Source organism: Nitrospiria bacterium (assembly GCA_035498035.1).
In the GTDB taxonomy this organism is placed as follows: Bacteria; Nitrospirota; Nitrospiria; order JACQBZ01; family JACQBZ01; genus JACQBZ01.
The window spans coordinates 132459-155865 of the sequence record DATKAN010000025.1 but is presented as its reverse complement, the minus strand read 5'-3'; the positions used below and the strand labels follow the sequence as shown (position 1 = coordinate 155865).

Sequence of the window (23407 nt, the reverse complement as noted above, 5' to 3'; positions counted from 1 at the left end):
GGCCTTGTTCCCGTTAAATTATCTTCCGCGCCTTCTTTTCGTGCCTTTTTCTCGCCGCTGGTGCATCGTTCTCTCGTGCGGAGCCTTCCGGTCGCCCTCCTCCGCCAGCCGGAAGTCGGCCTGGCGTTTGATCAGGTCGACCTTTTCGACGCGGACCTTGACACGGTCGGCGATCCGGAAGATCCGTCGGTGGCGGCGGCCTATCAAACGGTGCTGTTTTTCTTCGTAGACATAGTAATCGTCCGGGATCGAGCTGATATGGACCAACCCCTCCACGAACATCTCCTCCAGCTCCACGAAGAACCCGAATGCGGTCACGCCCGTGATGAACCCGTAGAACTCTTCCCCCTCCTTGTCCGCCAGAAAACGGACCTTCTTTAAATCAACCGCTTCGCGTTCGGCCTCCATCGCGACGCGCTCCCGTTCCGAGCTGGTCTGGGCCACCTGGGGGAGGAGCTTTTCAAAGACCGTCCGTCGGTGGGGGGACATTTCACGGTGATGAATCATCTCCTTGACGAGTCGATGGACGATGAGATCGGGATAACGTCGAATGGGGGAGGTAAAATGCGTGTAGTGATCGAACGCCAGCCCGAAATGGCCGACATTCTGGGTCGAATACTTGGCCTGTTTCATGGACCGGAGCAGGACGTGATTAATCAATCGCTCCTCGGGGCGGCCCTTCACTTGTTCAAGCACATTCTGAAACGCCTTGGGCCGGACTTTCTCCGGAGCATGGCCCGACTTGGGTCCCGAGAACCGCAGGCCGAAACTTCCGACGAACTGGATGAAGTCATGAATTTTCTCCGGGTCTGGCGAATCGTGAATGCGGTAAATGAACGGGACGTTCTGCTCCGTCATATGCTCGGCCACGGTCCGGTTGGCCGCCAGCATGAATTCCTCGATGATCCGGTGAGCGATGTGGCGCTCCTCCCGGATAATATCCGTGGTCTGTCCTTGAAGGTCTAAAATGATCTCCGGTTCAGGGAGGTCAAAATCGATGCTCCCGTCGTGGGTGCGGACCGCCATGAGCCGGCGGCAAAGCGCTTCCATCAGCTCAAAGTCGTTCCGCAGATAGTCGTAGGTCCGGCCCAGCTCCGGATCCTGATCGATGAGGATTTTTTTGATGGCCGTGTAGGTCATCCGTTCATTGCTCCGGATAACGCTTTCATATATATCGTATTCCAACCGCTGCCCGTTTGGATCGAACAGCATCTCGGCCGTCAGCGTGAGACGGTCCACCCTGGGATTCAAGCTGCAGATTCCGTTCGAAAGCCGTTCGGGAAACATCGGGACGACCTGATCGGGAAAATAAACGCTGGTTCCCCGGCGGCGGGCCTCCAGATCGAGCGGTGAGTCCCACGGGACATAATGGCCGACATCGGCGATGTGGACCCAGAGCCGGATTCGGTCGTGAGGCAGCCTTTGAATGGAAACGGCGTCGTCGAAATCGCGGGCCCGTTCTCCGTCGATTGTGACGGTGTTGAGATCCCGAAGATCCCGTCGATTTCGGATCATGTCCGCCGAAACCGTTTCGGGAACGGCCTGTGACTCGACGAGAACCTCTTTGGGAAAAACCTTGGGAAGACCGAACTCGGCGATCACCATCTCGGTGTCGATCTTGGAATCCCCGGCCTGGCCGAGTACTTGGACGATTCGCCCCTCCGGGTTTCGATGCGGCGTGGGATAAGACGTAATCTCGGCCACGACCAGATCGCCGGTCTTGGCGCCGCCCGTGAGATCGGGACTGACATACAGATCCCGGCAGACCTGTTTTTCGGTCGGGACGATGAATCCGAACTCTCGTCCCGATTCAAACCGCCCGACGATCCGGCTCATCCCCCGTTCCAGGACGCGAATGATCCGACCCTCCCGTCGGCCGTCCGGCTTGGTGGATTCGATTCGGGCCACGACGCGGTCGCCATGCATCGCCTCCATCATGCCTCGCCGCCCGATGAAAAGATCCGGCCCGTCCGCCTTTTCCGGGACGACGAACCCGAACCCGTTCGGGTGACACTGAAGCCGGCCGGTCACCAGATTCATCTTTCCGGGAATGCCGTAGCGGTTGCCCTTGATGGCGATCAGCTCGCCGTCCCGGATCATCTCGTCCAAAAACTTTTGAAAGGCCGCCCGGCGATTCTTCGGGATGCCGAGCGAGCGCATCAGTTCGCGCAGAAGCATGGGATGGGCGGATTGTTTCTCGATCCGCTTTAAGATTTCTTGACGTGTGGGAAGGGTTGGAATGACATACCTCCTAATAACGGACCAGTGCACCGCCCCAATTGAGTCCTCCGCCGAACGCGCCTAGGAAGATCAGGTCCCCGGGCCGGATATGCCCGCTTTGAAATAGATGATCCAGTGCTATGGGCAGCGAGGCGGAAGAGGTGTTGCCGTAACGATCCAGGGTCATCACGAATCGGTCCCGCGGAATATGCAGCCGTTTGGCCACGGCCGAGAGTATCCGGGAATTGGCCTGATGGAAAACAAAGTGATGGATGTCGTTCGCTTCGAGGTGATGGGTTTTTAAAATTTCATGTGTCACATCGGTCAGCCGCTGGACCGCGGCCTTGAAGAGAGATCCCCCCTTCATTCGGATCACATGTTGTTGTTCCGCCAGGCTCTGCGGGCTGATCGGCTGTCTCGAACCGCCCGCCGGGATTTGAATCATCCCCGATCTTGAGCCATCCGAATACAGGCGGACCGAAAGAAGACCGGCCCGGCCCGCGCTCCGTTTGAGAACGACCGCGCCCGCGCCGTCACCAAAAAGGATGGCCGTGGCCGGATCGGACCGGTTTAAGAACCGGGACTTGACTTCGGTCGCAACGGCCGCGACGGTTTTCGCCTGGCCGGACCGAATGAACTGCTCCGCGACCGAAAGCGCAAAAAGAAATCCGCAGCAGGAGGCCGCGACGTCCAGGGCGAAGGCGTTCCGGGCGTGGAGATTTTTTTGAACGAGGCAAGCGGTTGATGGAAACCACATGTCGGGCGAGGTGGTGGCCAGAACGATGGCATCGAGATCATTGGCCGTGCAACCGGATTGTTCCATCGCCGCCCGGACCGCCTCGGTCGCCAGATCGGAGGCGGCCTGGTCCTTTCCAGCCCATCGGCGTTCCCGGATGCCGGTGCGTCTTTGAATGCCGGCGTCGTCCATATGTACGAGGGCCGCCAGTTCCTGATTGGTCACGCGGCGATGCGGAACGTAGAACCCGGTGCCGGCAATTTGTGCGATCAAAGCGAACTCCTTATTACGAGGGAATTATAAGAGACGGCTTCCGAGAAGTCAACGAACCCGTCTTGCCATTTCCGCTCGCATCTGGTATGCTATCCGACGGTACAACAACCATTCTCATGGAGATCAAAACTCAAAAAACGATCGTCGGTTTTGCCTTGACCGTTTTTCTGGCCGCCGCCGGCTGCGGCACCCCGAACGATCCCCTGGGAGCCGATATCCGCAAAGAACTCGGTGTGACCAAGAACAGCGCCGAGGAAACGAAGGACGATGTCAAGCGGAACTATGACCCCAAGGTCATCCTAAAACGGGCCGAGGCCCTTTATCAAAGCGGGGAGTACATCGAGGCCGCCGGCGAATACCAACATTTTCTGGATCTCCATCCCCTTCATGAATGGGCCGACTACGCGCAATTAAAACTTGGCCTGAGCTATTTCCAGCAATTTACGACCATTGATCGGGACCCCGAGCCGGACCAAAAGGCGTTGGGATCGTTTCAAAAATTATTGACCACGTATCCCAACTCAAAATATGCTGACGAGGCCCGGAAGCGCATATCCATTTGTCAGGAACGTCTGGCCCAGTACCAGTTTTATGTCGGTCACTTCTATTACAAGCAGGAGGCTTACCCGGCCGCGATCCACCGATTTGAACAAATCCTTTCGGCGTATCCGAACGAGCCGGTGGTCGCGGATACCTTATACTACCTCGCCCTCTCTTATGAACGATCGGGGAAGGCCGAGCAGGCCGTGAGCCGCCTGCAGGACCTGATCGTAAAATATCCCGACAGCCCCTATCACGAAAAAGCGCGGCAGCTCCTGGGCCGACTCAACCAAGGACCGCAATCATGAGGTATTTCCCGGCCTTTCTTGATCTACAGGGCCGGTCTGCGGTCGTGATCGGCGGGGGCCGGATTGCCGAGCGCAAAGTCCTCACCTTGCTGGCCTGCGGCGCCCGTGTGACTGTGGTCAGTCCGGGCTTGACTCCCAAACTGTCCTATCTGGTTCAGGCGGGCGCGATCCGTGGCCACGCCCGTCGCTGGCGTCCCGTGGACCTCAAAGAGGCCTTCTTAATCATGGCCACGACGGACGATCGGAAGGCCAATGCCGAAATCGCCCGTCGGGCGCAGGCGGATTCCCGTCTCGTCAACATTGCAGACGACCCCGCCCGATGCAATGTCATCATGCCCTCCGTGATCACACGGGGGGATTTAATCATCGCCGTATCGACGAGCGGAAAAAGTCCATCGCTCGCCCGCCGGATCCGCCGGGAACTGGAAGGGTCGTTTGGAGCGGAATACGGAAAATTCATCTGCCTGTTGGGTTCCATCCGGAAACAGGTCCAATCGCGGGTTCCTTCCATGGCTCGTCGGCGACGCATCCTTCAACGGCTGGCCGCGTCCGATCTCCTCACGCTTCTGCGGCAGGGCAAAAAAAGACAGGTGCAAAAACGGATTCAACAGATCGTGGGATTGAAGGACCTGACGTTGAATGGTTATTGAAGTCGGGGGAAATTAACACTTGTTCCGGGCTTCGTAGATCCGCAGTTCCCAAAGCCAGCGACTGCCTTTCTTAATAAGCCGAACGATGCCGTCCGAGATCAACTGATTGAGTGGAGGGGTCTCCGGGGAGATCGAAGCCGGCAGCGGCAGCCGTTTTTCGAACACCATCCGGACTTCTTTAAACGTCTCTCGGGCGGCGGCCAAAATTCGTTTCTCATTGGCCAGTGAAATCACGGGAAAGATCAGCCGCCCGTTCGAAACCAGATGCTGTCGGACGGATTGGAACATCCGGACCGTCGGATCGGCGCCGTCCGGTCCACCGGTCGGAACCGGTTCGGGAAACCATCCGGAGCGCCGGGCCAGTGCCTCGGCCACGCCGGAAACGTCATCGATAATCGTATCCGCGACGAGGCCGTTGAGCGAGTCGAATAAATCCCCCTGCCGGCAGTCAATTCGGTCGGCTACGCCGTTCATTTCAGAATTCCGCCGGGTGAGATCGCAGGCCTCTTTGTGGAGGTCCAGTGCGTAGACCCGGTTGGCGCCCATCTTGGCCGCCAGCACTGAAAAAAAGCCGCTGCCGCAACCCAGGTCGATCACCGTTTCCCCGGAACAGGACGCAAACTGATCGGCAATTAGTTCGGACGTGGTGGTCGGGACAAACACACGACCGGGCCACAGTTCAAGACGAATCGTGTGACCGTGAATGGTCCAATCTTTTGTTAAAACGCTCGTTGCCTGGGTGGTCAAGGTTACTCCTCGGTTTAGCTAACTTACTGCCCAGGACAGAGGTATTAAGAGGGTCAATGGACAGACCGCAATAGTGGACTGATGCTAACATACCATTTTAAGCCGAATGTTGTCAAACAAGGATATGACGTCCCATCCCTTACCTGGGGCCTTTTAAATTTATCTTGACGCTCTCCCATTGTTGCAGTAGGCTAACCGGCCATGAAGGTGATCGGGCTGATTTCAGGAACGTCAACCGACGGCGTTGACTCCGCCTTGGTGGATATCTCCGGCCGGGGGCTGGAGAGCCGACTCCAGTTGTTGCGGTTTGCGACCTTTCCTTATCCTCTTGCGTTACGTTCTCGCCTTGTTCATTTGACCCACGACGGCCGGGTAGAGGAGCTCAGCCGGCTGAATGTCTATGTCGGCGAGCTGTTTGCAGGGGCGGCCGTTCGGATTGCGAGAGAAGCCGGCATCCCGCTGGACGAAATCGATCTGATCGGATCCCACGGCCAGACGATCTGTCATCAACCCGTCCCTATGAAGATCGGCGGAATGAAAATCCGTTCAACGCTCCAAATCGGGGAGCCGTCCGTCATCGCCGAGAGAACCGGCGTGACGACCGTGTCCGATTTTCGTCATCGGGACATGGCGGCGGGGGGGGAAGGCGCGCCCTTGACGCCTTATCTGCACTATATCCTTTTTTACCATCCCCAGCGCCCTCGTCTCGTTGTCAACATCGGCGGGATCAGCAATCTCACGTATTTGCCTTCCGGGACCGGTCTCTCGAAAATTGTCGCCTTTGACGCCGGACCCGGGAATATGTTGATGGACGGAATCGTCCAGCATCGAACGAACGGACGGCGAACGATGGATCGGGACGGAGCCATGGCCCGGCGTGGAAAGGTCCATGAGGAGCTCCTGAATGAATTGCTCCGGCATCCATTTTTAAATCGAAAGCCCCCGAAGACAACGGGGCGCGAGGCCTTTGGACAGGGCATGATCCGTCGGTTAATAAGGCGGGCGGGGATCTTGAGGTTAAACCATTGGGATTTAATGGCGACCGTCACCGCCTTTACGGCCCGGTCGATTGCTCAGGCTTATCGAGGATTCATTCTTCCCGGTGGAAACGCCGAGGAGGTGATCGTTGGAGGTGGAGGAACCCGAAACGTGACCTTAATGCGGTTTCTTCAGCAGGCCTTCGGCCCGGTTCCGGTTCTCACGTTTGAGAAGTTCGATCTGGACAGCCGAGCGCTTGAGGCGATGGCCTTCGCCCTGTTCGCGTACGGTACGATTCAAGGCGAGCCGAACAACGTTCCTTCCGCCACCGGGGCTAAACGGCCCGTAGTTATGGGAAAAATCGTGCCGGGCCGGAACGGTTTGATCATCCCGTGATCCCTGTTACATTCCCACCTTTTCCCGGTACTCATCCATGACCTGATCGTTCACTTCGGCGAACCCGTTCTCTTTCGCGTACTGCTCGATTCCAGCCCGGGCGAGCGACCGGACGAAAGACGGGACGTTTTGAAGCCGCTTTTCGGCGTTCGATGTCCAAGGAACCGAGGGTTGGGAGTCCTGACCGGACAGGCCGGCCCCGATCCCGGTGTCTTTGAAACCCGACCCGGCCAGCATCGCCGGGAAGGGGCATTTGCCCATGTCGGCCGACAGGGTCGCCGTGGGTTGGCCCTCCGGCTTGATGGCCTCGCGTGTGAATTCCATCGGCTCGGCCGGAACCGTCCGTCCGCCGATCTTGACGCCCAGCCCGCTGACCAACTGGGTCTCCCCCGGATTGGTGACCATCGCAACTTTATAGCCGCATTGGGTACAGGCAAAGGTGATGCCAAGGCGGAGCGTGTCGACCTGTTCCTTGGATTCGTAATCCATGAAGTTGTTGCATTTGATGCACAAAAATTTCATGACGATCTCCTTGATTCAATGTGCTGTTGCAGCGAATCGGTAATGATCCGGAAGGCCTGCGCGGCTGGTGTGAGCGGATGCTCATCCACGAACGACCGGCCATGGTCCGCACAGCCGGCGATCCGCCGGTCGAAAGGGACCCGGCCCAACAGAGGGAGGCCCATTTTCTGGAGAGGACTTTCCCCCCGGGACGCATCTTCGAAAAGTTCCAGCGACTCTCCGCAATGCGGGCAGATCGCCCCGCTCATGTTCTCGATCAGTCCGATGATCGGGATATGAAGTTCCCGGTTCAAAAACACGACCGATTTTTTGACGATAAATTGTGAAATTTCAGAAGGAATCGTCACGATCACGGCCCCATCCAGGTCCGAAATCATCTGGGAGATGATCGGCGGCTTGTCAGAGGAGGCCGGGGGCATATCAATCAATAGGAGATCCAGGGGACCCCAATTGACATCGCTGATGAACTCGCGTATGACGCTCATCTCGACCGTACCGCGCCAGACGGCCGAATCTTCCCAAAGCCCTTTCCACATCACCGGGCTGCCCTCGCTGGGGAGCATCAGCTCCATCGAGGCAACTTTGATCCCGTTCACTCCAAGCGCCGGTTGAGCCCCTTCGGACGTAATCTTGAGCGCCCGCTCGCGTACGCCCATCATTTTCGGGATGCAAGGCCCGCTTAAGTCCACGTCCAGGATGCCGACTTTGTAGCCCCGCGCGGCAAAACTGTGGGCGAGATTAACCGTCACCGAGCTCTTGCCTACGCCCCCTTTCCCGCTCATCACCGCGATCTTGTGCTTGATCAGGCCCATCCTTGTCTGGACGGCCGCGACCTGCTCCATGACCTGCTGAACAATGGGATTGACCACCTTGTTTTTCTTTTGCTGCGCCTCGAGGTCTTTTACCACCTCGGTGATGGTCCTTCCTTCCGATTTGCCTTGTTTCATGACATTCCTCCCAGAAAAAGCTACTATATGCCAGACGGGGGAGGGTGTCAACAGAGGAAATTTGTGGCACCGATGCCCGCCAAGGGCGTTTATCCGCTATTTTTCATCGCCTCGATCAGGATCTTGGCCACTTCCGGACGGGAAAACTCGGGTGGCGGCAGGGTGCCGGCCCGGAGCATTTCACGAACTTTTGTGCCGGAAAGGCTTACATGTTCATTCTTGTCATGCGGGCAGGTTTTGACCGAGGCCATGCTTCCGCAGGCCTTGCAGTAAAAGGTGTTGTCGAAGAAAAGCGGCGTGATGCCCAGTTCCCCGGGGGCAAATTCATTGAAGATATGGTGGGCGTCGAACGAGCCGTAAAAACTTCCGACGCCGGCATGATCTCGCCCGACGATGAAATGGGTGCAGCCGTAGTTCTTCCGGACGATCGCGTGATGGATGGCCTCGCGGGGGCCGGCATAACGCATCGGCGCCGGAAGCACCGAGAGCACGACGCGGTTTTTAGGGTAGTACCTTTCTAACAAGGCCTCGTAGCATCGCATCCGGACATCCGCGGGGATGTCGTCGCTCTTTGTCTCGCCGATCAGGGGATGAAGCAAGAGTCCATCCACAATCTCCAGCGCGCATTTCTGGATGTATTCATGAGCCCGGTGAACCGGATTTCTTGTTTGAAAACCGACGACGGTCTTCCATCCGCGATCTTTGAAGATGGCCCGCGTTTCGGCCGGCGTAAGGCGGTAGGAAAGAAACTCGCGGTTTTCTGGAAGCCGAACCACGCTGACCTTGCCTCCCAGAAGAATATCTCCCCGTTTGTAGAGAATGTCCACACCCGGATGCGCTGCGCTGTCGGTTCGGTAGACCGCCCTCGCGGCGAGTTTTTTATCGTATTCGAATTTTTCCTCCAGATGAAGGATCGCCAGGATATTTTGACGTTCATCCGTCAGGGCGATTTCCTGACCTTCCCGGATCGACTCGGCCGTCTTCCTGTCGACACGGAAAGTGATCGGGATGCTCCAGGGAAGGCCGCCGGACAAGTGCATCTCCGTGACCACGCGTTCATAATCCTTCCGTCCCATGTAGCCCTCGAGCGGGCTGTAGGCGCCTACGGCGAGCATCTCCAGGTCGCAAAGTTTTCGCCGGGTGAGCGGGATCTTTTTCATCTCGAGCGCTTTGTTCATCAGCCGTTCCTGTTCGGCACCTTGGACGAGGCGGCTGATCAACCGGCCGCCATGGGCCGGAATTTCATGATGGGGCGTATTCGTTGTCATTTGTTTCTCCGAGTTAGAACGCCTTTTCGATTAGAAGACGGTAATGGTAATCGTCCAATTTTTCCTGGGACAGAATCTTCTGTCCGTCACCTTGGAGACTCTTCGGGACGTTTCGGATCGGCTCGCCTTCGTCCAGAATCACCTCGAGCCGTTGGCCGACTTCCAATTCCTCCAACTTGAGTTTGGTTTTCACGTAATTGATCGGACAGGCCACGCCGCTTAGATCCAGCTTGACGACCGATACCGTTTCCCCCGGCGCCTGCTCGCCAGATTTTTCCACCGCCTCGGATGCTTTGGGGGCGTGGGTTTTCCCTTGCTTAAGCGCACGGCCGTGTTGGTCAAAGGCCGCATGACTGGCTTCGACAAATGATTTGGCAAAGGCAATTTTTCCTCGGGCAAACTCGACCGTGGGCGACTTTGGTCCAAGCTCCTTGACCTGATCGGTCAGGCGGGCGAAGGTCCGGGGAAGGATTTCTTTCCCGACCAGAAGCGTTTCGGCTTTAAAAAGAATGTCGGCATCGATGGAGGAGTCGACCCCTTCCAGCACCAAAAGCCCCTTGGCCGCGGCCACGATGGCTCGGTAGGCTTTATTTACGGCATGGCCCGTCTGCCCCTTTTCGGTCATTACCCCGGCCAGGTGAAGTTCCTGGTCGGCTTCAAACAGGAAGCCCTCCATCATCTCGTAAGCCCCTCCGGCGCATTCGCCGGGCCCAAGATCCTCCGTTGTGAAATCCTTCTCCTCTCCCCAGTCAACGTAGAAACTGCGGTCCTCGTCATAGGAAGGCAGAAACGTGAACGGCATCAGGGTCTCTTTGAGTTTTTCCTTGCCCAGTCGTGCGGTAAAGGTCTCGAACGATTCGCCGTTGAGGCGGGTCTCCCGGTACTGTTTGAGAAGATGCCGAACGGCATCCGGAGCGCGTTTGGCCGGGATCTTAACGACGTACGGTCCGAATCGTAGATTCGAGCCCCCGAGATGGATCTCGTAGAACGGCGCAGTGCGGCTGCCGACTTTTTTGCCCACGCCGTGAAATCCGATCGAGGCGAGCTGATGCTGCGCACAGGCGTTTTGACAGCCGGAAATCTTGATCGACATATTGGCGAGATCGTCGTTGGCCGGGTCCCCTGGGGTAAATAGTCCGGCGAGGGCCCGCGCCAGGCCCTTGGAAGAGGTGAGCGAAAGTCCGCAGGTGTCTGTTCCGGGACAGGCCACGACGTTTTCGATCCGTTCCGCTCCGGCTTCAGCCAGGCCGATCCCGGTCAGGGCCTCGTAGACGGCCGGCAGATCGGCCTCGTGCACCCAGCGCATCGCGAAATTCTGTTGGACCGTGACCCGAATGTAACCATCCGAAAACCGTTCGCAAACATCCGCGACAGCTCGAACCTCCGCGCTTTTGATGTCTCCAAGCGGAATCTTGATCGTGACGAGGTTAAAACCCGGCTGTTTCTGAGGCAAGACATTGTATTTGAGCCAGACCGAAAAGGCACCCGTGGCCCGCCCCCGATTCCAGGCACGGGGAGCGGCCGGTTGTTTTAAGGGTGTCTCCTCGGCGACCGGGAGGGTATAATGACCGTTCTGCAATTTAATCAGATCAAACTCGATCTTCCAGAGCTGAAAAAATTTTTCAAACCCCAGCTTTTCGACCAAGAATTTCATTCGGGCCTTGTACCGATTCTGACGTTGGCCGTACCGGTCGAAGACACGAATGACGGCTTCGCAGACCGCGACCAAATCCTCGGGCGGTGCGAATTCGGTCAGAACGTTTGCGATCCGCGGCGTGGAACCCAATCCCCCCCCCACGACGACGCGGAAACCCAGCCGGCCGTCCCGCTTCCGGGCCGTGATTCCGATATCATGGATCGCCGTGGCGGCATGATCGTAATCCGCACACCCCTCGAGGGCAATCTTGAATTTCCGCGGGAGCTTCTGGCAGATCGGATTTCTCAAGAAATGTTGCGTGATCGCCATGCCGTAAGGGGTGACGTCCGTCACCTCCGTCGGGCTGATCCCGGCCATTGGGCAGGCCGTGACGTTACGAACCGTGTCGGCACAGGCCTCCCGCGTGGTCATACCGACTTCGGCGATCAATCGCATCATTGTCGGAACATGCTCCAGCTTGACAAAATGCATCTGGATATTCTGGCGGGTGGAAAGATGGCAGACTCCGGAGGCGTAGGTCTCGGCCACGTCCGCCAGACGCCGCAATTGTGCCGGATCGAGCCGCCCCTGCGGGACCTTGACCCGGAACATCTGAACTCCGGGCTGTCTCTGTCCGTAGACGCCGTGTTGCAGGCGGAAGGGCTTGAATTGATCCGCCGTGATTTCGCCCCGGTTCAGACGGGCGACCTCACCCTCGAAGATCTCGATCTCTTTTAAGACCTCGGCGGAGATCTTGGAGAGATCCACCGGTATTTTTTGTTGCGTGGTCAATGTTCCCATGGTGTTTCCTCCCATCCGCGCATCCAAGAGACGATCGGATTAAATTGAAAAATCAGGCTGTCCTGTTCCTTCCACCTTTTCATCCAGCGCGACCGGAAGAATCTTGGTCGGAATGGTAAAGGCCTCTTTTCGGCCGTGACTGTCGACCGCCTCCCATTCAATCATGTTCTGGGAGGAGCGAACATGCGGCTGAAGACTCGCATTAGGAAAGCCCAGTTGGAAGGAGAGCCGGAACAAAATGGCCTCCTCCGGGCAGGCCTTCACACAGGCGAGGCAATCCCAGCAATCCTGATACTTGAGATAGGCCTTATTGGTCCCCATGTCCTTAACGATGAGATCACCCGGACACATTCGAACGCAGGGCGGCTGAACGGAATTTCCGCAGCCGTCGCATTTTACTGGATCGACAATAACAGGCATAAAATGTCCTTTCTTATAATTTTATAAGCTGGATGCTAAGGTTTGAACGGGTCTCCCGGAACCAGTTGCTCGTAGGGTCGTTCAAGCATTGAAATCGTTCCTGTATTCGGGTCTCGACGAGAGTTGACAAACTTCAACCAGTTTTTGTCATCCCGTTCCGGATAGTCCATTCGCGTCTGGTATGATGGCCACCGGGTTTCTCGTCGGTGCAGGAGGTGTTCCACCAGAATTTGAGCCACGTCAATACGGTCCAAGATCTCGTGCACCTTCATCAGATCATGAAGATCCTCCGCCACCAGGAGATTCAACTGTTTCGGCAATTGGGCCAGATGTTTTCGGGCGACCAACAGTTGCGTCTCATTCATTTCGTAATATCGAGAGGCCCCGCCGGCGTACTCCTCCATGATCTTTTGAAGGCGCGACTCCACCTCTTCGGCTCGGATTCCCGCAAATAGTCTACTATGCTGATGCAGCGGGTGAAAGACCCGTTCCTGTTCCCGGTCGATCCATGTGGAGTCGGGTTCGGCCCGCTGAATTTGGTCGACGTACTTCCCGGCCGCCCGGGCCGCGATAACGCCTTCCGCCCAGCAACCGCTGACGAATTTGAACGGTGCACCTCCGGCCACATCCCCTGCGGCATAAAGTCCTTCCAGGGTGGTTCGTCGATCGATATCGACCCAATAACCGGCCTGGCAATGTCCCCCCACGATGTAAGGTTCCGTCAACTGAACTTCAACCGGTTCTTTGCTCGGATCGATATCGTTTGAAAGCCAGTAAAGTACCTGGGAGGGATACATATCGAGAAAAGCCGCCTTCAGTTTTTTGACCTGATCGGAGTTGATATGACGGGTATCCAGATAGACCGGACCCCGTCCCTCTTTTAACTCGGTGATCGGTCCAAACGCTCGATAAGGAGTGGGGGCGTTGTCTCCTCCTAATTGGGCATAGCGGCTCGCCATGAATTTTTCGCCTTTTCCATTGATCTGAGGCGCGTTAACTCCAAGGGCGATTGTTCCGGTCGGTGCGATGGCGTCTTTCGTCCTCAAGGCGATGTAACGCATTTCAAAGCTGGTCATCTCGGCCCCGGCTCGAATTCCCATGGCATATCCGGCGCCGGTGTTGTAGGGAGAGTACCAGGTCTTGTGCTGAGCATCATGGGTATTATTGGGACGGTAAAGTCCCGCCGCGCCTCCGGTGGCCACAATCAGGGCCTTGGCCTTTACAACGTAGAATTTACCGTTGCGAATGCTGAAACCGGTTGCGCCAATGACGCGTTGATCCCGGGTCAAAAAATTGGTTGCAATCGTCCAGTTTAAAATCTGAACGCCAGCATCCCGGACGGCCTTGGCCAGAATGGGTTTTAAGGATTCGCCATTAATCTTGATGTTCCAACGGCCGCGGGGAACGTAGTTGCCTTTTTCATCACTTAAGATCGGCAGACCCCACCGCTCGACTTTCTTGACGCAATATTCGAACAACTCCGACTGGCTTTTTACCAAGTCCTCGCGAATCAGGCCGCACGAATCAAATCGGACATACTTTACAAAACTCTCCGGCGTCTCCCCAGGGTTCAGATAAGCATTGATGGCATTCATTCCACCGGCCAGACAGCCGCTTCGGTCGATATGGGCTTTTTCCATAATCGTCACTTTAAGATGAGGATAACGTTCACGCAGTTCGGTTGCGGCGAGGCAACCGGCCGTTCCGCCACCGAGGATTAAGATATCGGTCTCCACCGTCTGCCGACTGACGGTATGGCCCATGCTGACCTTTGATGAGGAAGGCGGCTCTCTTTTCATTCGATCACCCTGTGCTAAACGGTTTTTACTTTCTGCGATTGATAGAGTTTGACCTTTGTGAAAAATTGGTAGAGGAGATAGGTATCAATCCCGATGACGGACAACCAGAGCAGATACGCCGTTGGACTGGCCACCAGATCGAGATCGATCAGGACCCGTGACAGTCCGAATCCGACGACCCATGCGTCGAAGCTCATGCAAACCCTCCGAAAGGTTTCCGGATTGAGGCGGTGGATCACGTAGGCGCCCAATGGAACTCCGACCAGAACGCTGGGTGCGATTGACGCAAAGATTGCGCCGCTTTGGACAGTATACAACCCAAGCAAGTAATAAGTGCTGGCGGTTAATAGGGCTTCCGTTACGCGGATCAGGCCCAAAGCCGCACGGAACTCCTCTTTCACAAATCCCTGATTGTTAAACATGAGTGCCAGTGGTGGGCCCGATACGGTAGTGACAGCATAGAGGAAGCCGACGCCCGTACCGAAAGGAACGCCCACGGCCCGCTCGGAATGGATAGGTTTGCGTACGCCGGCCGCTTGGAGGAGAATCAGAGGGAGCAGAACGGCAAAGGTCGTGAATTTAATCCAGCCGGGGTGGACGGATGATAAGACATAGCCTCCAAAAACAATACCGGGAACCATTCCGAACAAAATGGGAATGACACGTTTCCAAACTTTCGGCACCCCTTTCCGGTTGATCAACAAGATGTAACTGTTGATAAAAATCTCGACCAGCACCAGGGCGGGGTTCAAGATTCGATTGGTGTAGAACAGAAGCGCCACCGGGACGGTGATGGATGAAAAACCATGACCCAGTCCTCCGTTGACGACCGCCGCGAAGAGCGTAATGGAGATCAGGATGATTAAATCCGTTTCGGTACTCATATCTTCTCGATTTTCATATATGGTACATCAAGACCTTTTGTTGATCTTTTTCTTTCTTTCGGTCACAAAGATCTTTGATCGTAATGGACTCCAGAATCTTCATTACGGCCGCTCTGACTTCTTCCCAGATCGGTCTTATTATATCTAAACCGGGTTGGATTTCATATGGGTGGTGCCGATCATTGTTTCCCGAAACACGGTTGGATGGATTGATCGGACCCTCAATCGCTTCCAGAACTTCGCTGAGCCGAATATCGGAGGGAGGTCGGCTCAGTACATATCCGCCCTGCGCGCCTCGCAGGCTCTCGATCAAGCCGGCTTTTCGAAGACCGCTTAATACCTGTTCTAAGAACCGAAGGGGTATTTGCTGGTTCTTTGCGATTGTCTTAGCTTGGAGAGGTGTCTCTTCGTCATGTTGAGCCAACTCGAATATGGCCAATAAACCATACACCCCTTTTGCTGAAAAATACATAATCCCTACCTTTCCGATCAAATTATAGTAATTTATATTATATTTGTGTTCTGATGTCAAGGGGCATTATTTTAGTTTTTAAATAATATTATAAAACAATAAGTTATGCATGTTTTCGTATTATCATGTAGCGATGCCACCTTGCAATTTCACTTTTTTTATGCTAATCTCGGAGCTATTTTCACCACCTGAAGGGCCGAAAATTTGCAGTATATTTGGGCAGAATTAGTTTCAATTTTCTTGCTTATATTGCTGAATGGGCTTTTTGCCTGTTCAGAGATCGCGATCATCGCGGTCCGGCGAAGCCGGATCAAGCAGCTACTGGAACAGGGGAATCGCCGAGCTGGGTTTGTCCATCAACTCCAGGAAGACATGGAGAGGTTTTTAGCGACGATTCAGATCGGCATGACGGTCATTAGTTCCCTGGCTGCGGCCGTGGGCGGTGCCTTTGCCGTGGAGACACTCAAGCCCGTTATTCAAAAAATTCCAAATGAAACGGTTCAAAGTATCAGTGAAGCCCTGGCGGTGGGAAGTGTCGTAATCGTAATTTCCTACCTGACACTCATTATGGGCGAACTGGTTCCAAAATCTCTCGCGCTGAAATATTCGGAGCCCATCGCCCTACAAGTAGCTCTCCCAATCGTTTGGATGTCAAAGCTCACATCAAGGTTTATCAGGGTCCTGACGATTTCCAGCGGCCTTCTACTTCGTTTTTTTAAGGGGTCGGTCTCGCAAGAGAAAACCTTTATCTCGGAGGAAGAAATAAAGATCCTGATCCGTGAAGGGCGTGAAAAAGGGATCTTCGATCAGACGGAGCAAGACTTGATCCACAGTGTGTTTGAGTTCACGGATATTTCGGTGAAGGAGGTGATGATCCCTCGTCCGAAGATGCACGCCCTGCAGATCGATATGCCCCCTGACGAGCTATTGAAATTTGTAACCACCCATAAATTCTCCCGTTATCCGGTTTATCGTAGAGGGATTAATGAAATAATTGGGATCCTGTATTACAAGGACCTTATGACCCAGTTAGTCAATCAGGAACCGATTGACTTAAAAACTCTCATCCGGCCCGTATATTTTGTCCCGGAGACAATGAAGGTGAGCCATCTCTTAAAGGAACTTCAGCGCCGCCGGATTCAAATGGCCGTCGTCGTGAATGAATATGGAAGCGTTGAAGGGCTGGTCACACTGGAAGATCTTGTTGAAGAAATTGTTGGGGAAATTCAGGATGAAATGGATCGCGGCGAACGACCTGTCGAACGGTTGAAGGACGGGTCCATGGTTGTGGACGCCTCGATGTCTATTCGTGATCTCCATGATGATTATGGCTTGTCTTTGCCAGAGTCGTCGGAATATGAAACACTGGGAGGGTTTTTTCTTTCGCAGATCCAGAGCATCCCCCGCGGGGGGGAGATCATTCAACACGGTAAATTTAAGTTTACCGTTGTGGATATGGCTGATCGTCGAATCGCTAAGGTCAAGATCGAGAAAATTCCCGAGAAGGTATCTTCTTAGGTCGCCGTCTCAAAAATAAAGGTTCAAATTCTGCACTCAAGCCGTACCTGTTCTTGATAGGCTTCGTGTAAAAGGCGGGTGATGGGACCTGGCTTCCCATTTCCCATCCTGACTCCATTCGCCATCGCAACAGGCATGATCTCCATTGACGTGTTGGTCAAAAAGCACTCATCCGCATTGTAAAGGTCCGGGACTCGGAGGCGAGTTTCTTTAACGGGGATGTCGGCGTGCCTAGCCAAATCGATGACGAGGCGACGTGTGATGCCCGCTAAAATGCCCAGATCAACCGTTGGAGTGTAAAGCCGTCCCCGCCTTACGATAAAAACATTACTGATGCTTCCTTCTGTTAAATAGCCGTTGACGTCGAGCATCAGTCCTTCATCCGCACGTTTTCGCTTGGCCTGGAGTTTCGCCAAGATGTTGTTGAGAAAATTGGCCGATTTAATCTGGGGATTCAAAACCGACCGCGGAGTTCTGCGTACGGAAACAATGGCAATTTTCAATCCATTGTGGTATTGACGGGGATTGTAACCGTTGAAGACACGGGGGATGATGGCGATCGTTGGTGTTCGGCAGAGGGACGGATCCAAACCGATCGGCCCATGCCCGCGGGAAATGCAAATTCGAAGCAGTGCATTTTTCAGATGGTTGACCAGCAGAGTTTCATGCAGCAGTCGACGAAATACAGGGAGGGTGCGTGGGATAGAAATTTCAAGCCCATGGGCTGATACTTGTAGCCGTTTCAGGTGTTCATCGAGGCGAAAGATCCTACCTTGGTAGGCCCGGAGCGTTTCGAACACGCCGTCTCCATACAGAAACCCATGGTCGAAAACCGAGACGACGGCTCTCTGTTCGCTGACAAACCTGTTGTTCAGATAAATGCGCATCTTCGCCTAACTCAACCCACTCAAAGCACGAAGCAGGGCCTCGGCCTTGTACAAGGTTTCTTTATATTCACGCTCGGGTTCCGAGTCCGCTACGATGCCACCCCCGACCTGGATATAGGCCCGGCCATTTTTAATCACAAAGGTCCGAATAATCAAGTTTAGGTCCAGTTCGTCCGCAAAGCTGATGTATCCAAAAGAGCCCGCATAAGGACCCCGAACCACCGGCTCCAGCTCCTCGATGATTTCCATGCAGCGGACTTTGGGAACGCCGGTAATGGTTCCACTTGGAAAAACGGCTCGAATGATGTCAAGGGAATGCAGGCCGGGTGAAAGTATGCCTCGGATATTGGAAACCAAATGCATCACGTGAGAATAACGCTCCGTCACCATGAACTTATCGACTCGGACGCTTCCGTAACGGCAGACTTTGCCCAGGTCATTCCGCTCCAGATCCACCAGCATGAGGTGTTCCGCCCGTTCTTTTTCGTTGGAGAAAAGTTCCATGCGCATTTCCCGGTCCTCGGGGCGAGTTCTCCCGCGGGGTCGAGTTCCTGCGATCGGTCGGGTTTCAAGAACGCCGCCCTGCTGACGGATAAGGCGTTCGGGAGAGGCACTGACCAGATAAATATCATCCATCCGTAGAAAACCGGCGAATGGAGACGGGTTGATTTTGCGAAGTACCTTGTACAGCAACCAAGGGTCCTGGTCAAATGGAACCGAAAAGCGTTGGGAAAGATTGGCTTGATAAATGTCGCCGGCCGCAATGTATTCTTTACACCGCAGGACCATTTTGATGTATTGGTCCTTCGTAAAATTGGAAGCTGGACGAGCAATTTGAGTTGAATCGTATCTGGGGAGACGTTTTTGAATTGTACCGGTCAGTTTTTCTTCAATTCGTGCAATCTGAAATAGACCCTTTTCATAAAGCTCCTTGCGGTCCGTGTTCAGAATGTGACTCTTCGGAGGGGTATATATGATCTGGATAGTTTTTTGCTCATGATCGAAGGCTATGACAGTATCTGTAAACATGAATAATAGATCTGGGCAACCCAGATCGTCCACGCCAAAACGGGGGAGTTTTTCGAAAAAGCGGACGATGTCGTAACTAAAAAAACCGACGGCTCCGCCTGCAAAAGCGGGTAACCCTTCCGATTTGGGCACCAAATACTCGTTGAGGTGGCGATTCAGAGTAATTATGGGTTGTTCCTGGATAACTTGGTGATAACCGTGCCGATGGATCTCGGCCCGACAACCTTTCGTTTTCAAAACAAGGAAAGGCTCTGTTCCCACAAATGAATAGCGTGCGGTTGCTTTCGATCCTTTCACACTTTCCAACAGGAAACTATAAGGACCGGCTGCGATGCGCTCATAGGCTGCCACTGGGGTTGTTGTGTTCCAGGGTAACTTCTTGACCAGCGAACCGGGATGCGGGCTCTTAAGAAATCGTTCTTTGGTCTGAAAATCCATTGCAATGGGTTTCTTTTCTAATTGGAATCCAAGCCTATATGTCGTTTCAAAGCGCGCTTCATGATACCTTAAACAATCGAATTGTCAAGCTGTTGCGCGGAAACTTCCCTGAAAAGCGTTTTTGACAATCCATGGGTCGGCATCTATAATTAATCACAAACACAGGTTATAGAGATGGATGCGAAGCTTCCCGAACCGATCAAAAGTTCAGATCCCGATTCTAAAGTCGATACGGATGTCGAGATTGATAAAGAAGAACTCAAATCGGTCAAAGAAGTTCTTCTCCAACTGACCAAAACGGCCAAAACCCTTAAAATCTACCTGCCCAATAATCCGATTTACCAAAGATTCCTTCAAGAACTTCAAATCCGGTTCGATTCTCATCTCCGTGCACATGAGACGTTACGCCTTAAAATAAAACAGTATGCCATTTACTATAAAGGGCAACCTGTCTATGAGAACACCAATCGCCTAGAAAGCCTCGCATTTAAGCTCTCCGTGGATGGCGTCCGAGAGGTAACGTTCTTTGAGGGGATTGATAAAGACGAGATAACTAGCTTATTGGAAATCATCGGCCGTGAATACGATCCCAGCAACCCTGATGACGATATGGTAACGCTTTTGTGGGAGAGACATTTTACTCATATCAATTATTTAGTGGCCGACGATTTCATACAGGAAGCCATCATGCCGATTAGGCCACAGGAGGCGGCAACGTTTGAGAAACTTGTTGAAAAGGAAAAGCCGACAATGAATCCGGTGGCGGCCGCCCAAACAACGATCCAAGAATACCTGGGTCCCAAATTGGCCGATCAATCATCCGAGATTTTTGTATTATCAGAGGAGGAAATTGCCTCCATTAAACAGCAAATAAAGGTGGAAAAATTCGCCAATCCAATTTCGACTCTCGTGGGGATCTTGGCGACCATCCTTCGGATCGAAAAAGACGATGCGGCGTTTTCCGAAATGGTGGAGATTCTCGATAGTGTTTTGGAGACCCTGATGCTCCGAGGAGACTTCTGGCACTCCAAAAAAATCCTGCAGCTTTTTCGTGAGCTCTTGGAACCGCAAAGAAATCTTCCAGAGATTCAGCGCCTTCGTTTAATGCAAGCGATCGATCGAGCCGGGGATCCGCAGAGAATACACGCTTTAGAACCGGTTCTCAATCAATGGGGGGCAAAAGAAACGGACCAGGTCTACGAGTTCTGGTTGTTACTCAACAAAAATGCCCTCCTCCCACTGATCGAGCTTCTGGGCCTATTGACACAGATGAAGATGCGCCGTGTCATTTGCGAAGCCCTCATTCATCTGGGACATGAAGATATTGAACCGCTCATCCAAAAACTGGACGACCCCCGGTGGTTTGTGGTCAGAAATGTCGTCTACGTCCTGGGCAAGATCGGACGGGATAAAGTCCTTGAGAATTTCCGAAAGTTGATTGACCATCAGGAAGTCAAAGTACGTAAGGAATTGCTTCACACCCTTGATGGAATGAAGGATCATCGTGCGAAGGAACTGCTGGTGCGTTTTCTCAACGACCCTGAAAGTTCACTTCGTATTTTGGCCCTTCGCAGTTTGACAAGCCACAATTATCTAGGGGCCCTGGAGCCCTTAAAGGAATTGATTGAAGGACGGGATTTTGCTTTCCGGGATTTGTACGAAAAGAAAGAAATCTTTGAGGCCTTGGGAAAAATGGGCGGCTCATCGATGGTGCCCAAGATGCGAAAACTTGTCCGCCAAGGGGGGGCAGCCTGGTTTAAGAAAGCCATCAAAGAAGAAATGGGACTTTGTGCAGTCCTCACGTTAAAACGTATTGGCACTGAAGATGCCATGGCCGTATTGAAAGAAGGACAAAATCTGTCCAGCAAGGTCATTCGGGAAGCGTGTGCAAAGGCCCTGAACGAGATCGGAAGATCGCATGGTTCATAATCCTAACCAACAGGAAGGGCCGCGGTCCAACCGGCAGCTATTATCTTCCCGGGGCTTTGATGAAGAAATGGCGAAAAAGGGCAAAGAACTGGTTAATCAGTTTTATATCCTTATGAAGACAGCGCAGATCCATGAACCAACGAATGTGGCGATGGAGGCACCCATCGAAAATATATTACGGACGCTGCGGGGTATTTGGCAATGGAGGGACGACGCCTACCTTCGCTTGGAAGGGGATTACCTATTCTTGGATGAACTCAAGCTCAAGATGGACATCGATGGATTTACCAGCTTTACTTCTCTGATCGACGCCCTGAAGCAACTGCAGATCGGTGGCATCCTTTTTAAGAAGGGCTCTACCGTAGATGAGTTGAAGCGGTTCGTTTATGTTCTCGTGCAGACAGATCCAAATATCGAGGCGTCATATGAGGGAGTCACGCAACGGATCAAAACGATGGGGATTGTCAACGTCGAAGTTGATCCCTTTGAGGAAAAAAAGGATAGCTTCGATGACATTCTCCAAGATTCAAAAGAGATGGCCAAAAGCACCTATTTCAGGACCATGACGGCCGTCGCGGAGGTGATGGACAATATCAAACTGGGTCAGGCCGTGAGCGTGAAGCGGGCCAAGCGAGTGGTTCAAGGCATGGTGGACTTGTTGTTGCAGGAAGAGTCGACCCTATTAGGCCTAACCACTCTCCGGAGTCATGACGAGTATACCCATCACCATTCCGTGAATGTTTGCATTTTATCGCTGACCATGGGGCAGCGCCTGGGATACGCCAAAAAAGAGTTGACCGAGCTCGGTATTGCAGCCTTGTTTCATGATATGGGCAAGGCCAGCATTTCTCCCGAGATCTTGAACAAGCCGACGGACTTCACAGAAGAAGAGTGGCAGATTATGCGTCGACACCCCATTCTTGGAGTGAAATACGTTATCAAGCTAAAGGGCGTCAATGAAATGACCATTCGGATGGTTACCGGCATATTCGAACACCACTTAAATTATGACTCATCCGGCTACCCGAAATTGGAAACGAAGTGGGAACTCAGTCTTCTGGGAAGAATTATCAGCCTCGTAGATTGCTATGATGCCCTGACCTCTTCCAGAGTTTACAATCGTGTTCCTTATCCACCAGACAGGGCGTTGAAATTTATGCTAAACAAAAGTGGACGAGCGTTTGATCCCATCTTAATGAAGGTCTTTGTCAATAGCATCGGTATTTTCCCAATCGGAACCTTGGTTCTCCTAGACACCAATGAACTGGGCGTTGTGGTGCAGACCAGTTCTACACCGGATCGAATGGATAGGCCCAAGGTCAAGGTAATCGCGGATCCCACTGGCATGGAAGTTGACGGAGATGTGATCGACCTGGCTAAACTCAATGAAAAGACGGGTCGTTACAGTGCGAACATATTAAAGGTCATTGATTCCACGAAGTATAAAGTTGACGTAAGCCGATACTTTTTATAATCCCCGCATTAAATTCCTAATTGCATGGATTTTCACTTGACAACATGTTAAAACATGTGATAAATTATGTCCGACTAAAAGAGTCGCAGATTAAAACAGTCGTGATTGAGTGTGGCCATGCTGAAACTAAGTAAAAAAGTAGATTATGGGTTGATGGCGATCAGTCACATTGCCTATTGCGAGGATGACCGGAAGATCGTCAACACCAAGCGAATCGCTGAGGAGTACAGTATCCCGGTTGAATTGCTCGCGAAGATACTGCAAAAGATGGCCAAAGGTGGATTAATCACAAGTTTGAACGGTCCAAAAGGGGGATATGTTTTGGCAAGACCTCCTCGAGATATTACAGTGGGGCAAGTGGTCAATGCCATTGAGGGACCCATCGAGTTGGTTCATTGCTACCGAGCCGATGAGGCCGATTGCCAGCAACTTTCAAAATGCAGTGTGAGAAAGCCCATCCGGAGAATACAGGATAGCATTGCCCGGTTATTGGATAGTATCACGATTGAGGAAATTACGCGGTCGCCTTAACCAC

20 protein-coding genes are annotated in these 23407 nt (G+C 53.4%); 7 read left to right on the top strand and 13 right to left on the bottom strand.

Features of this window, described 5'->3' with window-relative positions; translation table 11 throughout:
• Positions 1–18: 18 nt before the first annotated feature.
• Together rnr and VMN77_05125 are read right to left on the bottom strand one after the other, a co-directional pair.
• Positions 19–2271 (bottom strand): ribonuclease R, encoded by a 2253-nt coding sequence (rnr, locus tag VMN77_05130; protein HTN43165.1) that lies wholly within the window; start codon positions 2269–2271, stop codon positions 19–21.
• Positions 2252–3229 (bottom strand): beta-ketoacyl-ACP synthase III, encoded by a 978-nt coding sequence (locus VMN77_05125; protein HTN43164.1) that lies wholly within the window; start codon positions 3227–3229, stop codon positions 2252–2254. The genes rnr and VMN77_05125 overlap by 20 nt, the downstream gene beginning before the upstream one ends.
• A gap of 116 nt (positions 3230–3345) precedes the next feature.
• Here VMN77_05125 and bamD point away from each other — a divergent pair, with 116 nt between their 5' ends.
• On the top strand, positions 3346–4077 hold the full coding sequence (bamD, locus tag VMN77_05120; protein HTN43163.1) for an outer membrane protein assembly factor BamD: 732 nt from the start codon (positions 3346–3348) through the stop codon (positions 4075–4077).
• Positions 4074–4727 carry a bifunctional precorrin-2 dehydrogenase/sirohydrochlorin ferrochelatase gene (locus VMN77_05115; protein ID HTN43162.1) on the top strand — a complete coding sequence of 218 codons (654 nt, stop codon included), beginning with the start codon at positions 4074–4076 and terminating at the stop codon, positions 4725–4727. The genes bamD and VMN77_05115 overlap by 4 nt, the downstream gene beginning before the upstream one ends.
• A gap of 12 nt (positions 4728–4739) precedes the next feature.
• Here VMN77_05115 and VMN77_05110 read toward each other — a convergent pair whose 3' ends face one another.
• Positions 4740–5474 carry a 50S ribosomal protein L11 methyltransferase gene (locus VMN77_05110; protein ID HTN43161.1) on the bottom strand — a complete coding sequence of 245 codons (735 nt, stop codon included), beginning with the start codon at positions 5472–5474 and terminating at the stop codon, positions 4740–4742.
• A 201-nt stretch (positions 5475–5675) separates the two neighbouring features.
• Here VMN77_05110 and VMN77_05105 point away from each other — a divergent pair, with 201 nt between their 5' ends.
• Positions 5676–6848 carry an anhydro-N-acetylmuramic acid kinase gene (locus VMN77_05105; protein ID HTN43160.1) on the top strand — a complete coding sequence of 391 codons (1173 nt, stop codon included), beginning with the start codon at positions 5676–5678 and terminating at the stop codon, positions 6846–6848.
• 6 nt (positions 6849–6854) lie between these two features.
• On the opposite strand, the gene VMN77_05100 is transcribed toward VMN77_05105, so the two are convergent.
• From VMN77_05100 to VMN77_05065, 8 genes are all read right to left on the bottom strand, one after another.
• Positions 6855–7370 (bottom strand): hypothetical protein, encoded by a 516-nt coding sequence (locus tag VMN77_05100; protein HTN43159.1) that lies wholly within the window; start codon positions 7368–7370, stop codon positions 6855–6857.
• A complete protein-coding gene (locus tag VMN77_05095) occupies positions 7367–8317 on the bottom strand; it encodes an Mrp/NBP35 family ATP-binding protein (protein ID HTN43158.1) in 951 nt (316 codons plus the stop codon). Before VMN77_05095 ends, VMN77_05100 begins: the two co-directional genes overlap by 4 nt.
• Before the next feature lie 89 nt (positions 8318–8406).
• Positions 8407–9585 carry a sulfate adenylyltransferase gene (gene sat / locus VMN77_05090; protein HTN43157.1) on the bottom strand — a complete coding sequence of 393 codons (1179 nt, stop codon included), beginning with the start codon at positions 9583–9585 and terminating at the stop codon, positions 8407–8409.
• Positions 9586–9598: 13 nt separating this feature from the next.
• Entirely contained in the window at positions 9599–12022 is a 2424-nt protein-coding gene (locus VMN77_05085) for a sulfurtransferase TusA family protein (GenBank protein ID HTN43156.1), read from the bottom strand.
• A 39-nt stretch (positions 12023–12061) separates the two neighbouring features.
• Positions 12062–12442: a 4Fe-4S dicluster domain-containing protein gene (locus VMN77_05080; GenBank protein ID HTN43155.1), complete on the bottom strand. Its 381-nt coding sequence runs from the start codon at positions 12440–12442 to the stop codon at positions 12062–12064.
• A gap of 35 nt (positions 12443–12477) precedes the next feature.
• Positions 12478–14205, bottom strand: a complete 1728-nt coding sequence (locus tag VMN77_05075) for an adenylyl-sulfate reductase subunit alpha (GenBank protein ID HTN43154.1) — start codon at positions 14203–14205, stop codon at positions 12478–12480.
• Between the two features lie 50 nt (positions 14206–14255).
• Positions 14256–15125 carry a sulfite exporter TauE/SafE family protein gene (locus VMN77_05070; GenBank protein ID HTN43153.1) on the bottom strand — a complete coding sequence of 290 codons (870 nt, stop codon included), beginning with the start codon at positions 15123–15125 and terminating at the stop codon, positions 14256–14258.
• 13 nt (positions 15126–15138) lie between these two features.
• Positions 15139–15597 (bottom strand): Rrf2 family transcriptional regulator, encoded by a 459-nt coding sequence (locus VMN77_05065; protein HTN43152.1) that lies wholly within the window; start codon positions 15595–15597, stop codon positions 15139–15141.
• A gap of 204 nt (positions 15598–15801) precedes the next feature.
• Between VMN77_05065 and VMN77_05060 the strand changes: the two genes are divergently transcribed.
• Positions 15802–17115 (top strand): hemolysin family protein, encoded by a 1314-nt coding sequence (locus VMN77_05060; GenBank protein ID HTN43151.1) that lies wholly within the window; start codon positions 15802–15804, stop codon positions 17113–17115.
• Between the two features lie 23 nt (positions 17116–17138).
• Here the strand turns inward: VMN77_05060 and ilvE are convergent, their stop codons facing one another.
• Positions 17139–18002 (bottom strand): branched-chain-amino-acid transaminase, encoded by an 864-nt coding sequence (ilvE, locus tag VMN77_05055; GenBank protein HTN43150.1) that lies wholly within the window; start codon positions 18000–18002, stop codon positions 17139–17141.
• A gap of 6 nt (positions 18003–18008) precedes the next feature.
• Positions 18009–19469 carry an anthranilate synthase component I family protein gene (locus VMN77_05050; GenBank protein HTN43149.1) on the bottom strand — a complete coding sequence of 487 codons (1461 nt, stop codon included), beginning with the start codon at positions 19467–19469 and terminating at the stop codon, positions 18009–18011.
• 174 nt (positions 19470–19643) lie between these two features.
• Between VMN77_05050 and VMN77_05045 the strand changes: the two genes are divergently transcribed.
• From VMN77_05045 to VMN77_05035, 3 genes are all read left to right on the top strand, one after another.
• Entirely contained in the window at positions 19644–21398 is a 1755-nt protein-coding gene (locus VMN77_05045; GenBank protein HTN43148.1) for a HEAT repeat domain-containing protein, read from the top strand.
• On the top strand, positions 21388–22872 hold the full coding sequence (locus VMN77_05040) for an HD-GYP domain-containing protein (GenBank protein ID HTN43147.1): 1485 nt from the start codon (positions 21388–21390) through the stop codon (positions 22870–22872). Before VMN77_05045 ends, VMN77_05040 begins: the two co-directional genes overlap by 11 nt.
• 117 nt (positions 22873–22989) lie before the next feature.
• Positions 22990–23403, top strand: coding sequence for an Rrf2 family transcriptional regulator (locus VMN77_05035; GenBank protein ID HTN43146.1), 414 nt, complete (start codon positions 22990–22992; stop codon positions 23401–23403).
• The last annotated feature ends 4 nt before the right edge of the window (positions 23404–23407 follow it).

Coding starts and splice junctions, on each gene's coding strand:
- bamD (HTN43163.1), top strand. CDS start 3,346: ATGGAGATCAAAACTCAAAAAACGATCGTCGGTTTTGCCTTGACCGTT.
- VMN77_05115 (HTN43162.1), top strand. CDS start 4,074: ATGAGGTATTTCCCGGCCTTTCTTGATCTACAGGGCCGGTCTGCGGTC.
- VMN77_05105 (HTN43160.1), top strand. CDS start 5,676: ATGAAGGTGATCGGGCTGATTTCAGGAACGTCAACCGACGGCGTTGAC.
- VMN77_05100 (HTN43159.1), bottom strand. CDS start 7,370: ATGAAATTTTTGTGCATCAAATGCAACAACTTCATGGATTACGAATCC.
- VMN77_05095 (HTN43158.1), bottom strand. CDS start 8,317: ATGAAACAAGGCAAATCGGAAGGAAGGACCATCACCGAGGTGGTAAAA.
- sat (HTN43157.1), bottom strand. CDS start 9,585: ATGACAACGAATACGCCCCATCATGAAATTCCGGCCCATGGCGGCCGG.
- VMN77_05085 (HTN43156.1), bottom strand. CDS start 12,022: ATGGGAACATTGACCACGCAACAAAAAATACCGGTGGATCTCTCCAAG.
- VMN77_05080 (HTN43155.1), bottom strand. CDS start 12,442: ATGCCTGTTATTGTCGATCCAGTAAAATGCGACGGCTGCGGAAATTCC.
- VMN77_05075 (HTN43154.1), bottom strand. CDS start 14,205: ATGGGCCATACCGTCAGTCGGCAGACGGTGGAGACCGATATCTTAATC.
- VMN77_05070 (HTN43153.1), bottom strand. CDS start 15,125: ATGAGTACCGAAACGGATTTAATCATCCTGATCTCCATTACGCTCTTC.
- VMN77_05065 (HTN43152.1), bottom strand. CDS start 15,597: ATGTATTTTTCAGCAAAAGGGGTGTATGGTTTATTGGCCATATTCGAG.
- ilvE (HTN43150.1), bottom strand. CDS start 18,002: ATGCGCATTTATCTGAACAACAGGTTTGTCAGCGAACAGAGAGCCGTC.
- VMN77_05050 (HTN43149.1), bottom strand. CDS start 19,469: ATGGATTTTCAGACCAAAGAACGATTTCTTAAGAGCCCGCATCCCGGT.
- VMN77_05045 (HTN43148.1), top strand. CDS start 19,644: ATGGATGCGAAGCTTCCCGAACCGATCAAAAGTTCAGATCCCGATTCT.
- VMN77_05040 (HTN43147.1), top strand. CDS start 21,388: ATGGTTCATAATCCTAACCAACAGGAAGGGCCGCGGTCCAACCGGCAG.
- VMN77_05035 (HTN43146.1), top strand. CDS start 22,990: ATGCTGAAACTAAGTAAAAAAGTAGATTATGGGTTGATGGCGATCAGT.